Origin of the sequence: Microbacterium sp. 20-116 (assembly GCF_041079415.1) — a bacterium.
Lineage (GTDB): Bacteria > Actinomycetota > Actinomycetes > Actinomycetales > Microbacteriaceae > Microbacterium.
Genome location: NZ_JBFYGP010000001.1, coordinates 1 through 15143 on the forward strand (window position 1 = coordinate 1; position 15143 = coordinate 15143).

At 68.3% G+C, this 15143-nt stretch carries 12 protein-coding genes; 10 read left to right on the forward strand and 2 right to left on the reverse strand.

Annotated elements, in window-relative coordinates:
* Nucleotides 1-24 precede the first annotated feature (24 nt).
* The 6 genes from AB6V29_RS00005 to AB6V29_RS00030 all read left to right on the forward strand — a co-directional run bounded on the left by AB6V29_RS00005 (nucleotide 25) and on the right by AB6V29_RS00030 (nucleotide 7929).
* Nucleotides 25-1239 (forward strand): MFS transporter, encoded by a 1215-nt coding sequence (locus tag AB6V29_RS00005; RefSeq protein WP_369356338.1) that lies wholly within the window; start codon nucleotides 25-27, stop codon nucleotides 1237-1239.
* A 142-nt stretch (nucleotides 1240-1381) separates the two neighbouring features.
* The gene (gene treS, locus AB6V29_RS00010) at nucleotides 1382-3643 is read left to right on the forward strand and encodes a maltose alpha-D-glucosyltransferase (protein ID WP_369357144.1); all 2262 of its coding nucleotides are present in this window, start codon (nucleotides 1382-1384) and stop codon (nucleotides 3641-3643) included.
* Between the two features lie 33 nt (nucleotides 3644-3676).
* Nucleotides 3677-4228 carry a GIY-YIG nuclease family protein gene (locus tag AB6V29_RS00015; RefSeq protein ID WP_369356340.1) on the forward strand — a complete coding sequence of 184 codons (552 nt, stop codon included), beginning with the start codon at nucleotides 3677-3679 and terminating at the stop codon, nucleotides 4226-4228.
* 150 nt (nucleotides 4229-4378) lie between these two features.
* Nucleotides 4379-5065, forward strand: coding sequence for a hypothetical protein (locus tag AB6V29_RS00020; RefSeq protein WP_369356341.1), 687 nt, complete (start codon nucleotides 4379-4381; stop codon nucleotides 5063-5065).
* Nucleotides 5066-5155: 90 nt separating this feature from the next.
* Complete coding sequence (locus tag AB6V29_RS00025) at nucleotides 5156-6775, forward strand: cell wall metabolism sensor histidine kinase WalK (protein WP_267787476.1); 1620 nt, start codon at nucleotides 5156-5158, stop codon at nucleotides 6773-6775.
* On the forward strand, nucleotides 6772-7929 hold the full coding sequence (locus AB6V29_RS00030; protein WP_267787475.1) for a diguanylate cyclase: 1158 nt from the start codon (nucleotides 6772-6774) through the stop codon (nucleotides 7927-7929). Before AB6V29_RS00025 ends, AB6V29_RS00030 begins: the two co-directional genes overlap by 4 nt.
* Before the next feature lie 9 nt (nucleotides 7930-7938).
* Here AB6V29_RS00030 and AB6V29_RS00035 read toward each other — a convergent pair whose 3' ends face one another.
* Nucleotides 7939-8313 carry a response regulator transcription factor gene (locus AB6V29_RS00035; RefSeq protein WP_210076674.1) on the reverse strand — a complete coding sequence of 125 codons (375 nt, stop codon included), beginning with the start codon at nucleotides 8311-8313 and terminating at the stop codon, nucleotides 7939-7941.
* A gap of 112 nt (nucleotides 8314-8425) precedes the next feature.
* Between AB6V29_RS00035 and coaE the strand changes: the two genes are divergently transcribed.
* Together coaE and uvrB are read left to right on the forward strand one after the other, a co-directional pair.
* Complete coding sequence (gene coaE / locus AB6V29_RS00040; RefSeq protein WP_267787474.1) at nucleotides 8426-9028, forward strand: dephospho-CoA kinase; 603 nt, start codon at nucleotides 8426-8428, stop codon at nucleotides 9026-9028.
* A gap of 81 nt (nucleotides 9029-9109) precedes the next feature.
* Nucleotides 9110-11179, forward strand: coding sequence for an excinuclease ABC subunit UvrB (gene uvrB, locus AB6V29_RS00045; RefSeq protein WP_210076672.1), 2070 nt, complete (start codon nucleotides 9110-9112; stop codon nucleotides 11177-11179).
* 186 nt (nucleotides 11180-11365) lie between these two features.
* On the opposite strand, the gene AB6V29_RS00050 is transcribed toward uvrB, so the two are convergent.
* Complete coding sequence (locus tag AB6V29_RS00050; protein WP_369356346.1) at nucleotides 11366-11602, reverse strand: hypothetical protein; 237 nt, start codon at nucleotides 11600-11602, stop codon at nucleotides 11366-11368.
* A 36-nt stretch (nucleotides 11603-11638) separates the two neighbouring features.
* On the opposite strand from AB6V29_RS00050, the gene AB6V29_RS00055 reads away from it, so the two are divergent.
* Complete coding sequence (locus tag AB6V29_RS00055) at nucleotides 11639-12067, forward strand: MarR family winged helix-turn-helix transcriptional regulator (RefSeq protein WP_210076668.1); 429 nt, start codon at nucleotides 11639-11641, stop codon at nucleotides 12065-12067.
* Between the two features lie 104 nt (nucleotides 12068-12171).
* On the forward strand, nucleotides 12172-15141 hold the full coding sequence (gene uvrA, locus AB6V29_RS00060; RefSeq protein WP_369356348.1) for an excinuclease ABC subunit UvrA: 2970 nt from the start codon (nucleotides 12172-12174) through the stop codon (nucleotides 15139-15141).
* Nucleotides 15142-15143 lie beyond the last annotated feature (2 nt).

Genomic DNA, 15143 nt, shown 5'->3' on the forward strand with positions numbered 1-15143 from the left:
TGCGGGATCGATAGGGTCGATGACGTGAGCGGCTTTTCGGGACACCTGCCCGGGAGCCGCGAGTACCGGCGTCTCCTGATCGGTCTCTTCTTCGGTGGTGTCGCGACGTTCGCGCAGCTCTACGCAACGCAGGCCGTGCTTCCCGCGATCGCCGTCGATGTGGCGCCGGGGCCGGCGGGCGCCGCCTCGACCGTGTCCGCTTCCACTCTCGGGTTGGCTGCGGCGGTCATCCCGTGGTCGCTGGTGGCCGACCGGATCGGTCGGGTTCCGGCGATGGCGATCGGTGTCATCGCCGCCACGCTGCTCGGCGCCGTCACACCGTTCGCTCACGATCTCAGCTTGCTGCTGGCGCTGCGGCTGCTGGAAGGCGTGGCACTCGGTGCGGTGCCCGCTGTCGCTCTGGCATATCTGAGCGAAGAGGTCTCGCCGCGTTTCGTGGCGGCTGCCGCCGGTTCCTACATCGCCGGCACCACCGTGGGAGGCCTGTCGGGCCGCGTCGCTTCGGGGTTCGTCGCCGAGTTCGCCGGGTGGCGGTGGGGGGTGGCATCCGTGGTGTTCCTCTGCGCGGTGGCCGCGGCCGTGTTCCTGGCGTTGGTGCCCACGGCGCGGGGTTTCGTGCCCGGGCGCGCGCGAACCGTGAGGGGTCCCACGGTGCGGCGCCGCCTCGCGCTCAACCTGCGCTCACCCGTGCAGCTGGCGCTGTACGCCCAGGCGTTCTTGTTGATGGGCGCTTTCGTCGCGGTCTACAACTACCTGGGATTTCACCTCGCCGAGCCGCCTTTCTCTCTGGCGCCGGCCGTGGTGACCCTGTTGTTCCTCGCGTACCTGGCAGGCACGGTGTCGTCTCCTCGTGCAGGGGCCCTCGCCGTGCGGTATGGGCGTCTGCCGGTGCTTCTGGGGAGCATCGGGGTGATGGCGGTCGGCGTCGTCGCGATGTCTATCCCGTCGGTCGCAGCCGTGATCGCGGGGCTTCTCGCGTTCACCGCGGGCTTTTTCGCGGCGCACGCGGTGGCGTCGGGATGGACGCCGGTGGCGGCAGATCCGCAAGCGCGCGCCCAAGCGTCCTCGCTGTACTACCTGGGCTACTACGGGGGCTCGAGCCTGTTCGGATGGCTGCTCGGGCTGGTGTTCGCGTCGGCGGGGTGGGTGGTTTTCTCATCACTGGTGCTCGGGATGTGCGTCCTCGCGTTCGGGGTCGCCATGTTGGCTCTGCGCTCGGCTCCTGCTCGCCCTCGATGAGACCTGTCGGCGTATCCATCGATGTTCGGCGGGTCGAGGTCAATGGCCCGGGTCGATGTCGGCGGGAGAGACTAGCGTCGTAGATGACGTGAGGGAGGTCGGAGTGGAAGACGCCGATGAGCGCGCTGCGATGGATGACGAGATGATCGACGCCGGTCAGGGCGAGGGGGATCCGGGCGACGCGGAAGACGCGACCGAGAACGCGACGGAGATCAGCTACGACGAGCAGCGCTATCCGGCGCGACCGCGTCGACTCCGCCCGCGTGATCAGTTCCGCGGCGGGACGCTACGCCGTTTCCTGACCGATCCTCGCAATGCGAACGGCGGTAACCCGTCATACGTCGAGTGGCTCGTGCGTCAGTCGATGCTGAAAGACGCCGACGTCCTGAGCCGGCAACTCTCGGGCCAGCCGTCCATGTGGCGGAACCCCTATGCGCGCCCCGACGCCCGTCGCGCGATCGAGTCCACCGACGTCTGGTTCACGGCCTATCCGATCTCGCTGATCACACGGCCGGGGGAGTCCTTCCTGGAGGCACTCGGAGACGAGGCACTGTGGGAGGCCTTCGAGTGGGTGGGGATCAACGGCATCCACACCGGGCCCGTGAAGCGCGCCGGCGGCATCACGGGATGGCAGGAGACCCCGAGCGTCGACGGTCACTTCGACCGGATCAGCACGCAGATCGACCCCGAGTTCGGCGACGAGAACGCCTTCCGTCGCGTCGCGGATGTCGCGGAGTCCCACGGCGGCAGCGTGATCGATGACATCGTCCCCGGTCACACCGGCAAGGGGGCGGACTTCCGCCTCGCCGAGATGGCCTACAAGGACTATCCCGGGATCTACCACATGGTCGAGATCCCGCGCGAGGATTGGGATCTCCTGCCCGAGGTACCCGCGGGTCGCGACTCCGTGAACCTCGACGCCGAAACCGAACGAGAGCTGAGCGCACGCGGCTACATCATCGGTGAGCTGCAGCGCGTCATCTTCTACACCCCCGGCGTCAAGGAGACGAACTGGAGCACCACGGCACCGGTCGTCGGTACCGATGGTCTCGAACGGCGCTGGGTGTACCTGCACTACTTCAAAGAGGGGCAGCCGTCCATCAACTGGCTGGACCCGACGTTCGCGGGGATGCGGCTCGTGATCGGAGACGCGCTGCACTCGCTCGGCGACCTCGGCACGAGCGCGCTTCGCCTCGATGCCAACGGTTTCCTCGGGGTCGAGAAGAGCGCGGAGGGTCTGCCGGCGTGGTCGGAGGGCCATCCGCTCTCCCATGCGGCGAACCACATCATCGCCGGTATGGTGCGCAAGGTGGGCGGTTTCACCTTCCAGGAGCTGAACCTGACGATGGAGGACATCCGCGACACCAGTGCGGTCGGCGCCGACCTGTCGTACGACTTCGTGACGCGGCCCGGCTATCACCACGCTCTCGCCACGGCGAACACCGAATTCCTGCGTCTTGCGCTGACCACGGCCCTCGAGACCGGCGTCGAGCCCGTGCAGCTCGTGCACGGCATGCAGAATCACGATGAGTTGACCTACGAGCTCGTGCACTGGGCGACGACGCACCGCGACACCGTCTACCCCTTCCGCCACGAGGAGCACACCGGCGGCGAGATCGCCGAGATGGTGCGCGCCGAGCTGACCGAGAAGCTCACGGTCGAGGCCGACTACAATCTCGTCTTCACGCAGAACGGGATCGCGTGCACCTCGGCATCCCTCATCGCCGCCACGCAGGGAAAGGCGACCCTCGACGACATCTCCGACGAGGACATCCCGGCGATCCGCGACGCGCACCTGCTGCTGGCGAAGTACAACTCGTGGCAGCCGGGCGTCTTCGCGTTGTCCGGGTGGGATCTCACCGGTTCGCTCACGCTTCCCGCCGACGATGTGCGGCACCTCATCTCGACGGGCGACACCCGCTGGATCGAGCGCGGAGCGCACGACCTGCTCGATGTGGCGCCCGAGGCGTCGTCGTCGATGTCGGGCGTGCCGCGCGCGCGTTCGCTGTACGGCTCGCTCGGACGGCAGCAGGAGGACCCGGAGTCCTTCCTGTCAGGGCTGAAGGAGATCCTGCGGATCCGCGGCGACCACGGCATCGCCATCGCCTCGCAGGTCGACATTCCACAGGTCGGTCACCCCAGCATGCTCGTGATGGTGCACCGTCTCGACGGGGGCGATCGGCGAGACCAGGCGGCCCCCCTGCAGATCACGGTGCTGAACTTCTCGGGCGAGACGATCGAGGGCACCGTACGCTCCGAGTGGCTCGTTCCCCAGAGCACGGCGATCGACGCGGCGACGGGTGAAGCCGTCGGCCGCGTGGACGAGCTGCAGAGCTTCTCGCTCGAGCTCGGTCCCTACGCCGGCCTGTTCCTCGTGCTGGAGCCTCCGGTCATCGAGGACTGAAGCGATGTCGGGGGTCGGGCATAGCGTGAGCGCATGTCCACCCCCGACTGCCTCGTGCCGGAGTGTCACGAGCCGTCCGATCCTCTTGCGCCGGTGACCCTGTGCGTATGGCACCTGGCCGTCAGCGCAGACTGGGCGGCTTCGACCGAGGGGGTGACCGATGTTCTGCCGTCGCCCTGTCGGCTCTGTGGCTCGCGCCTGGGCGTGCGATGGCCGAGCGGATGGCTGTGCGCGGTGTGCGAGTGGCGGCACGGGGAAACCGTCGACGACGAACTCCCACCCCCACGAGTGGACGTGGTCTACTACCTTAGGTTCGAGGACCGCATCAAGATCGGCACCACCGCGAGCCCCCGTCAACGGCTTTCGGCGATCTGGCACGACGAGCTTCTCGCTTTCGAGCCGGGGGACCGTTCGCTGGAGCGTCGCCGCCATGCCCTCTTCGCCGAGGAGCGCTTCGGCAGGACCGAGTGGTTTCGCCGGAGCCCGGCACTCGATGCGCACGTGACCGGGCTGGCCGCGGGCGTCGACGACCCGTGGGCCCTCTACGCCCGCTGGACGAGCGCGGCGATCGCACGGAGCGGATGAGGGGTCCGGGGGTTCGGACTCTCTCGATGGTGCCGCCTCGGCTGCCGCTCCGGACAGCTCACCGGAACGCCGTGCATGCAGCGCGCAAGACCCAGGAGCTTCTGAGCGCCGGGCTTTAGGGTTCGGGGACACGACTCGAGAGGCGACACCATGGGACTGTTCGACCGACTGTTCGGCTCCGGCGACGAGACGTCGCGGCGCACCCCCGAGGTTCCGGCGCCGCACGTTCCGGTGAGCGGATCCCGCGAGGCGGGCGGCCGGTACGCACCTCCGCCGGCGCAGGCTGCGGCGCCGGGGCCCGCGGCATCCGGATCCGAAGACGACCGTCAGGCCATCGAGCGCTACCGGTACCTCTTGCGCACGGCTCCGCCCGAGACCGTCGAGCAGGTGCACGCCGAGGCTTTCGGCCGCTTGACCCAGGGGCAGCGTCAGCAGGTTCTCGCCGAGTTGTCGTCGGGGCTGGCTCCCGCGGAGCGTCCCGCGAGTGACGACCCCGCCACCCTGGCCCGTGCGGCCACGCGAGCGGAGTACTCGCAGCCCGGCTTCATGGAGCGCACTTTCGGGGGACGGGGGTTCTCGAACGGCCCGGGATTCGGCTCCATGCTCGGGGCGTCGATGCTCGGAACCATCGGCGGATACGTCGTCGGCTCGGCTCTCGTCGGGGCGATGTTCGATCCGGGGTACGACGCGGGCTACGCCGACGGTGCGGCGGCGGATGCGCAGCCCGACCCCGCGATGTCCGATCCCGGAGGCGCCGACCCGGGGGCGATCGACGCCGGCGGAGGCGATCTCGGTGGGGATTTCGGGGGCGATTTCGGGGGCGATTTCGGCTTCTGACCCCGTGGGTCGGGGCGTGAACACTCGCTGAACGGCGTGCCGCGGTGCTCTGACGGTGCCCGACGTGAGCGAAACGCTATCGTCGAGGCCATGGCGCCCCCGACCTCGAGCGAGCGCTACGGTCTGCGCCGCAGCATCATGGCGAGTCAGACGTTGCTCGCTGCGGCGACCCTCCTGGGTGTGGTCGTGTCGATCGCGGTCGGGCAGGTCGTCCACGCGTCGCTGTTCTTCGCGGGCACCGCCCTCGTCTTCGCGGGGGCGATCGCGGCCGTCCTGGTTCCGTGGCAGGGGATGCCGAGGTGGGTGGTCGGGCTGCTCCCCATCGTCGACGTCGTGGCGATCGCTGCGATGCGCGAGAGCGCTCCGATGTCGGGTCTCGGCCTGCTGTGGACCTTCCCCGCGATCTGGATCGGGACGGTGTTCGGCCTTCGCGGGATCATCGCCGTCTCGCTGACGGTTTCGGTCGTCATGGTCCATCAGCTCGTGACGGATGACCTGCAGCGGTTCTCGTCGTCGACGTTGGTCCTGCCGTTCACGGTCACGGCGCTCGCATCGATGGCCGCCCTCACCGCGCGCCGCGGTCGCGCTCAACGCGTCCTGCTCGAGAAGCAATCGGCTGAGCTACGTCGCGCTCTCGATCGCGCCCGGCGCCAGGAAGACCTGGTGACCGAAGTCCTGGATGCCGTCGACTTCGGCGTGACGCGCATCACTCCCTCGGGGGAGTTCTCGGTCACCAACACCGCCCACGGGCTCCTGCTGAACAGCACCGACGCCTTCGGACGCGAGATCGCCGTGTTCGCCGCCGACGGCTCCACGGCGATCGCCCCCGATGCCGCGCCGCTGGCGCGCGCGCGATCGGGCGAGGCCTTCGAGGCGGAGGTGGTCTGGTACGGCTCACCCGGTGAGGACCGCCGTGCCCTCAGCGTCACCTCGCGACGTCTGCCCGAGAGCGATAGCGGGGAGGTCGGTGGGGTGGTGGTGTCTCGTGACGTCACCGTGGAGGAGCAGGCGCGCCGCGCCCGCGAGGACCTCGTGGCGAGTGTCTCGCACGAGTTGCGCACGCCGCTGACCTCGATCATCGGTTACCTCGAGCTCGCTCTCGACGACGAGACCCTCGACCTCGGCACGCGTGACCGATTGGAGGTCGCTGAGCGCAACGCCTCGCGATTGCTCGAGCTCGTCGCAGACATCCTCGCGGTGTCGTCCACCTCACGCGAGGGCTTCGGCGTCGAACTCGACCTCCGCCCCACCGACGTCTCCGCCATCGTCCGCTCGGCGATCGAGTCGATCGCTCCGCGGGCACATGACCGAGGCATCCGGATCGAGACGGGCACGCTCCCGCCCGCGCAGGCTCTGGTGGACGGACGTCGCGTTCGCCAGGTCATCGACAATCTGATGTCGAATGCCGTCAAGTACAACCCGCGCGGGGGTTCGGTCCTCGTGTCGGTCGACGACGATCCGCACTCGGTGACGGTGACGATCTCCGACGACGGGCCGGGGATCAGCGCGAGCGAGCAGGGGCGCTTGTTCGAGCGCTTCTTCCGGGGCGATGCCGTACGCAAATCCTCGACCCATGGCAGCGGCCTGGGGCTGGCCATCAGCCGTGACCTCGTCCGCGCCCATGGGGGCGAGATCACCGTGAATACGGCGGCGGGTGAAGGTGCGACCTTCATCGTCCGGCTACCCCGCCAACCGAGGGAGACCCCGTGAACTTCGACGTCCTCACCCTGCAGGCGGCGGCGACGCTGGTCATCGTCGCCTCGACGGTGATGTACCTGCTCGACACGCTCATGCTCAAGGACGGGCTGCCCGGGCGTCTGTGGGCGAGCGCCTACCTGTCCGGCACGTTCTCGGCGACGTGCTACCTGGCGTGGCTGCTCCTGCCCGACGTGTACTTCGCGGTCGCGGTGGGCAACGGCGCGTTCGTCGCGGCGACGGGTTTCATCTGGCTGGGCTGCGTCGCCTTCAACGGGCGACCTGTGCGCCGCCCGGCGCTCTTTCTCAGCGCGACGGTGATCGTCGTGGTCGTCTCGGCTCTCGTCGCGGGTCCCGAAGGCGGCTCGTGGGCGGGGGCAGTGCCCTTCTTCCTGGGCAATGCCGTGTTCGCGGCCACCGGAGCGATCGAGACGCGACGCGCGGCCATCGGCCGGCGATGGAGTTCCTCGGGCCTGACCGCGGTGCTCGCGATCGAAACGGTGTGGTTCCTCGCGCGTGTCGTGGTGTTCCTGTGGCTCGGACCCGACAGCGATCTGTTCCGCAACGTCTTCGATACGCGCGTCTCGGCGTTCCTCACGATCTCGCTTCTGATCGCGGCGGTCGTGGTGACTTCGGTGCTCCGGGCGAATGAGTCGGCCCTCCGCGGAACGGCGGAGACACGACGACTCGCGGTCGATACCAACGGCGTGCTGTTCCGCGAATCCTTCGAGGCCACTCTCGCCATCATCTGCACTCGCGCACAGGCCGCCGGCGAGGGAGTGTGCGTGATCGGCATCCGCATCGACGATCTCAAGCGCGTCGCGGTGGCCTTCGGCCCCGACGACGCCGAACGCCTGGCTCTCGAGGTGCGCGCCGCAGTGCGGCGGCATGCGCCGACGATGGCGTTGGTGGGGGAGACGGATGCCGCCGGCCTCGCGGTCGCGTTCACGACGACGCCGACGACAGATGTCCGTCGCGCCGCTCGCGTCTTGCACGAACGGGTGGTCGCGGATCTCGCGCGACTGGGCGCGGCCGTCGTACCGGCGGTGGGCGTCGGAGTGGCATTGGCCGCAGATCACGGCTACCGTGCGCAAGCCCTCACGAGCCGCGCCGACGAGGCCGCCGCCCGTGCCGCGGCGACGGGGGAGCAGGCGTTCGGTCTCGCGTGAGAGCGGGACTCAGCCCCGTGCCGACTGGGCGAGCTCGGCGACTCGCTGACGGAGTTCGCGGGGACGGAACGGCTTGGTGAGGTAATCGTCGGCACCGGCCTCGCGCCCCGCCCGCTGTTCGTCCTCGTCCGCTCTCGCGCTCACCATGAGGATGCGGGTGTCGCTAAAGGTACGGATGCGGCGAGCGGTCTCGAAGCCGTCTATGCCCGGCATGCTCACGTCGAGCGTCGTCACGATCGGGTCGTGTCGGCGGACGAGTTCGATACCGTCGAGGCCCGTGGCTGCCGCGTGGACGACGTATCCGGCGCTCTCGAGCACCGCCGTCACGAGGAGGCGGATGTCGAGGTCGTCCTCTATCACCACCGTGGTGTGCAATGCGGTCATGGCGGAGCTTTCGTCGGGCCGATTCGGGCGAGCGGCCTGGGGGGATTTTAGACGACGGGGCGGCGGCACGCCTCCCCGGTGGAAGGACGTGCGGATGTGGCATCCTCGTCGAGTGCCTCTTCTCGCGTTGACGGGTGGGATCGCCTCCGGCAAGTCCACCATCGCCGCCCTTCTCGCCGACCGTGGAGCCGTCGTCGTCGACGCGGACGCCATCGTGCGGGAAGTGCAGGCTCCCGGATCCGCCGTGCTCGAGGAGATCGCGGGGGAGTTCGGTGCGGGGGTGCTGCGCCCGGACGGCTCGCTCGATCGGCCCGCGCTCGGGTCTCTCGTGTTCGGGCACCCCGATCGGCTCGCGCGTTTGAACGCTCTGGTGCACCCGGCGGTGCGGATCGAGTCGGAGCGCCGGTTCGCCGAAGCCCGCGCCGCCGACCCGGCCGCAGTGATCGTGTACGACGTGCCGCTGCTCGCCGAGGCCCGCGGCGCCGACTCCTGGGACCTCGTCGTGGTGGCGCACTGCCCCGCGGAGCTTCGCGTGCGACGTCTCGTCGAGAGTCGCGGCCTCACCGAGGCCGAGGCGCGTGCCCGCATCGGCTCGCAGGCGAGCGAGGAGGATCGGCTCGCGCTGGCCGACGTCGTCATCGACACGTCGATAGACCTGGATGCCACCCGTCGGCAGGTCGACGAGCTCTGGGAACGGTGGAACCGAGGGGCCTGACCCGGCGTACAGAGGCCGAGCGCTCGCGCACGGCGAACGCAACCCGCCCCCGATGTCGGAGGCCCCGCCTACGCTGGAAGCATGCAGGCCACGCGCTCCGTCCGCCCCTTCGAGGTCATCAGCGAGTACACCCCCTCCGGTGATCAGCCACAGGCGATCGCCGAGCTCGCGGGGCGCATCAACGCGGGTGAGACCGACGTCGTGCTGCTGGGTGCGACCGGTACCGGAAAATCGGCGACGACAGCTTGGCTCGTCGAACAGGTGCAGCGGCCGACGCTGGTGCTGGCGCACAACAAGACGCTCGCGGCGCAACTGGCGAACGAGTTCCGCGAACTCATGCCGAACAATGCCGTCGAGTACTTCGTCTCGTACTACGACTACTACCAGCCCGAGGCGTACGTCCCGCAGACGGACACCTTCATCGAGAAGGACAGCTCGATCAACGCGGAGGTCGAGCGCCTGCGCCATTCGACGACGAACTCGTTGCTCTCGCGCCGAGATGTCGTGGTGGTCTCGACGGTCTCGTGCATCTACGGCCTCGGTGCGCCCGAGGAGTACCTGCGCGCCATGGTCGCCCTGCAAGTGGGCGAGCGCTACGACCGTGACGCCCTCATCCGCAAGTTCATCTCGATGCAGTACAACCGCAACGACGTCGATTTCTCGCGCGGCAACTTCCGCGTGCGCGGTGACACGATCGAGATCATCCCGGTGTACGAGGAGTACGCGATCCGCATCGAGATGTTCGGCGACGAGATCGAGGCGTTGTACCTCCTGCACCCGCTGACCGGAGATGTGATCGAGAAGATGGACTCCGTGCCGATCTTCCCAGCGTCTCACTACGTCGCGGGAACCGAGACGGTGCAACGCGCGATCGGCACGATCGAGCACGAACTCGAGGAGCGCCTCAAAGAGTTCGAGTCGCAGGGCAAGCTCCTCGAGGCGCAGCGTCTGAGGATGCGCACGACCTTCGACCTCGAGATGCTCCAGCAGCTCGGGTTCTGCTCGGGTATCGAGAACTACTCGCGGCACATGGACGGTCGCATGCCGGGGGATCCGCCGCACACGCTCCTCGACTTCTTCCCCGATGATTTCCTGCTCGTCATCGACGAGTCGCACGTGACCGTGCCGCAGATCGGTGCGATGTACGAGGGCGACGCATCCCGTAAGCGCACCCTGGTGGAGCATGGATTCCGCCTGCCGAGCGCGATGGACAACCGCCCACTCCGCTGGGACGAGTTCAAGGAGCGCGTCGGTCAGACGGTGTACCTGTCGGCGACGCCCGGCCGCTACGAGATGGGCATAGCCGACGGGGTGGTGGAGCAGATCATCCGCCCGACCGGTCTCGTCGATCCCGAGATCATCGTGAAGCCCTCGAAGGGGCAGATCGACGACTTGCTCGAAGAGATCCGTCTGCGTGTGGAGCGCGATGAGCGCGTGCTGGTGACGACGCTCACGAAAAAGATGGCCGAGGAGCTCACCGACTTCCTCGGAGAGCACGGGGTGCGCGTGCGCTACCTGCACTCCGACGTCGATACGCTCCGCCGCGTCGAGCTGTTGACCGAGTTGCGCGCCGGTGTCTACGACGTCCTCGTGGGAATCAATCTCCTTCGCGAGGGTCTCGACCTTCCCGAGGTGTCACTGGTAGCGATCCTCGACGCCGACAAAGAGGGCTTCCTCCGCAGCGGCACGTCGCTCATCCAGACGATCGGTCGCGCGGCCCGAAACGTCTCGGGTCAGGTGCACATGTACGCCGACAAGATGACCGACTCGATGAGCAAGGCGATCGAAGAGACCGAGCGCCGTCGCGAGAAGCAGATCGCCTACAACACCGAGCACGGGATCGACCCGCAGCCGCTGCGCAAGAAGATCGCAGACATCACCGAGGTGCTCAACCGAGAGGCGTCCGACACCAAGAACCTGCTGTCGCGCAACGACAAGTCCGGGAAGGGGAAATCGCCCACCCCGTCCCTACGGCGCACCGGCATCGCGGCGGAGGGCGCGGATCAGCTCGAGTCCACGATCGCCGATCTCACCCAGCAGATGCTCGCGGCCGCAGCCGAGCTGAAGTTCGAGCTCGCCGGACGCCTACGTGACGAGGTTCAGGACATGAAGAAAGAGCTGCGCGCCATGGAGCGCGCCGGTCACGCCTGAGCCCGCGGGTTTTGACACGCGGAACTCGTCGTGCGCCGGCGCGTCACGCTCGTCACTCTGGGCGTCGGCGGCGTCGAGCGCGCGATCGCCCTCCGTGCGCGTTCGGATGGAATGCTCATGCGGCTTCGGTCGCCGGGGAGGTGGCGTCCTCGTCGGCGGCGGAATGGTGGGTGCGCCGTCAGTGCGTCACGGGCAGTGCAGCAACGGCTTCGGCCCCGAGCGGTCGACGGAATGCTCCGTCATCGCGTGCCCGCACAGCGGGCAGGGGCGTCCCGTCCGGACGGGCTCCGGAGTGGTTTCGTAGGGGCCGACGGACGCGGGACCGGCGACGCGGATGAGACGCGTGTTGAGGTACTGGTACCAACCGCCGGCCTCGCGGACACGCTCGCGCAGGGGCGGTCGGTCGGCATCCTTTTGTGTCATGATCGTTAGTGTACTAACTAATTGGGAGGAGGGCGCGTGAACGACCCGCTCAAGCTCGAGAACCAGGTCTGTTTCGCCCTGGTGACGGCGGCGCGCAACGTCGTGTCGATCTACCGACCCGTGCTGGAGCCGCTCGGTCTGACGCACCCGCAGTACCTGGTGATGCTGGCGCTGTGGGATCAGGCGCCTCGCTCGCTCGGCGCCCTGGCCGCGGAACTCGCGATGGAGCCTGCCACCCTGTCGCCGCTGGTCAAGCGCCTCGAGGCGCAGGGGAGGGTCGCTCGCGCGCGCCGCAGCGACGACGAGCGCGTGCTCGACATCGACCTCACCGACGAAGGTCGAGCGCTGCGGGCTGCAGCCCTCGAGGTACCGGGCAAGATCATGGCGCGGGTCGGCGTCGACGCGGACGCTCTCGCAGCGCTTCGCGACGGGCTCGCTCCTTTCGCCGGGCCGTCGAAGGGCTGAGCCGCACGGCGGGCCTGCGGCGCGACGCGTGCCGCACTCTCGCACATCCGTGCGCCCGGGGCGAACCCGGGGCCGATGTCGGAGGTCCGACCTAGACTTAACAGGTGCCCATCGTTCCTGTCGCCTCTCCCTCGCCGTCCGCGAATTCCGGTACCAGTGGAAAGCTGAGTGTCCGGGGTGCACGCGTCCACAACCTGAAGAACGTCGACCTCGACATCCCGCGTGATTCACTCGTCGTCTTCACCGGTCTGTCGGGCTCGGGAAAGTCGAGCCTCGCCTTCGACACCATCTTCGCGGAGGGTCAGCGCCGCTATGTGGAGTCGCTCAGCGCGTACGCGCGACAGTTCCTCGGGCAGGTCGACCGTCCCGACGTCGACTTCATCGAGGGGCTGAGTCCCGCGGTCTCCATCGACCAGAAGTCGACCAACCGCAACCCCCGCTCGACGGTCGGCACGATCACCGAGATCCACGACTACATGCGTCTTCTCTGGGCGCGCGTCGGCGTGCCCCACTGCCCCGACTGCGGAGCGCGCATCCAGCGGCAGACGGTCCAGCAGATCGCCGACCAGCTCATGGAGCTTCCCGAGCGCACGCGCTACCAGATCGTCGCCCCCGTGGTCACTCAGAAGAAGGGGGAGTTCGTCGACCTCTTCAAGGAGCTCAGCGCGAAGGGCTACGCCCGTGCGGTGGTCGATGGCGAGCTGGTGCAGCTGGCCGAGCCCCCGACGCTGAAGAAGAGCTACAAGCACGACATCGCGGTCGTCGTCGACCGACTCGTGGCATCCGGAGACAACCTCAGCCGCGTGACCGACTCCGTCGAGACGGCGATGGGGCTCGCCGGCGGCATCATGCAGGTCAATTACGTCGACGAGGAGGGCGACGACGCCTGGCAGTCGTTTTCCGAGAAGCTGGCGTGCCCCAACGGGCACCCGCTGCAGCTCACCGAGATCGAACCGCGCACGTTCTCGTTCAACGCGCCCTTCGGTGCGTGCCCCGTCTGCTCCGGCCTCGGAACGCGCATGTCGGTCGACGTCGACCTCATGCTGGGCGACGAGGAGCTCTCCATCCGCGACGGCGCGATCCTGCCGTGGACGACCCAGGGCAAGGGGCTCTTCCAGTACTACGAGCGGCTTCTCGAGGGGCTCGCGCGCGATCTGGAGTTCTCGCTCGACACGCCGTGGAAGGACCTCTCGCACGACGTGCAGCAGGCGGTGCTCCGCGGTGAGAACTACAAGGTCACGGTCAAGTGGAAGAACCGCTACGGCCGCGAGATGCGGTACTCGTCGGGCTTCGAGGGCGTCGTGCCCTACATCGAGCGTCAGTACCTGCAGGCCGAGTCCGACACCCAGCGCCAGCGCTGGTCGGAGTACCTCCGCGAGGTGCCTTGCGCGGTGTGCGACGGCGATCGGCTCAAGCCCGAGGTTCTCGCGGTGCTCGTCGACGGCACCTCGATCGCGGCGGCCTCGCGCATGAGCCTCGCCGATGCGCGGGAGTTCTTCTCGCAGCTGACGCTGACCGACCGCGAGGCCACGATCGCCGCGGCGGTGTTGCGTGAGATCCGCGCGCGACTCGACTTCCTGCTGCAGGTGGGCCTGAACTACCTGAGCCTCGGCCGCGCGGCCGGCACGCTCTCGGGCGGAGAAGCGCAGCGCATTCGCCTCGCCACACAGATCGGGTCGGGGCTGACCGGCGTGCTCTACGTGCTCGATGAGCCCTCGATCGGTCTGCATCAGCGCGACAACCGCCGCCTCATCCAGACGCTCGAGACTCTGCGCGACCTCGGCAACACGCTCATCGTGGTCGAGCACGACGAAGAGACCATCCACGCGGCCGACTGGGTCGTCGACATCGGGCCCCGCGCCGGCGTCGACGGCGGTAATGTCGTGCACTCCGGTCCGCTCTCCGGCCTGCTGACCGACGAGAACTCCCTGACGGGTGCCTACCTCTCCGGCCGCCGATCGATCGAGGCGCCGAAGAAGCGCCGCAAGATCGACAAGAAGCGTCAGGTCACGGTGGTCGGCGCGCGCGAGAACAACCTGCAGAACGTCACGGCCGACTTCCCCCTGGGGGTGCTGACGGCGGTGACCGGCGTGAGCGGTTCGGGCAAGTCGACGCTGGTGAACGGCATCCTGTACGAAGTCCTCGCCTCGAAACTGAACGGTGCGCGTCGCGTTCCGGGCAAGCACACGCGCGTGACCGGTCTCGACAACCTCGACAAGGTCGTGCACGTCGATCAGGCGCCGATCGGGCGCACCCCGCGCTCGAACCCGGCGACCTACACCGGGGTCTTCGACCGCATCCGCAGCCTGTTCGCCGAGACGCCCGAGGCGAAGGTGCGCGGCTACCAGGCCGGGCGCTTCAGCTTCAACGTCAAGGGCGGGCGCTGCGAGGCGTGCTCGGGCGACGGCACGCTCAAGATCGAGATGAACTTCCTCCCCGACGTCTACGTCGACTGCGAGGTATGCCACGGCAAGCGGTACAACCGCGACACCCTCTCGGTGCACTACAAGGGGAAGAACATCGCCGAGGTCCTCGAGATGCCGATCTCCGAGGCGGCGGAGTTCTTCGAGCCCATCCAGGCGATCCACCGCTATCTCAAGACCCTCGTCGACGTGGGTCTCGGATACGTCCGCCTGGGGCAGTCGGCGACCACGCTGTCGGGCGGTGAGGCGCAGCGCGTCAAGCTCGCGACCGAGCTGCAGCGTCGGAGCAACGGCCGGTCGATCTACGTGCTCGACGAGCCCACCACGGGTCTGCACTTCGAGGACGTCTCGCTGCTGCTCAAGGTCTTGAACGGCCTCGTCGACAAGGGCAACACCGTCATCGTGATCGAACACAACCTCGACGTCATCAAGAGCTCGGACTGGGTCATCGACCTCGGCCCCGAGGGAGGCGCCGGCGGCGGCACGATCGTTGCCACGGGAACTCCCGAGCAGGTCGCGAAGGTCGAGGGTAGCCACACCGGCTCGTTCCTGGCAGAGCTCCTCGAGACCGGCCGTACCGGCACGCAGCGCAACACCGCCGCGGTCGACAGCGGCGACACCGAGCGAGAGCTCGTGAGCGCGGCGGGCTGAGC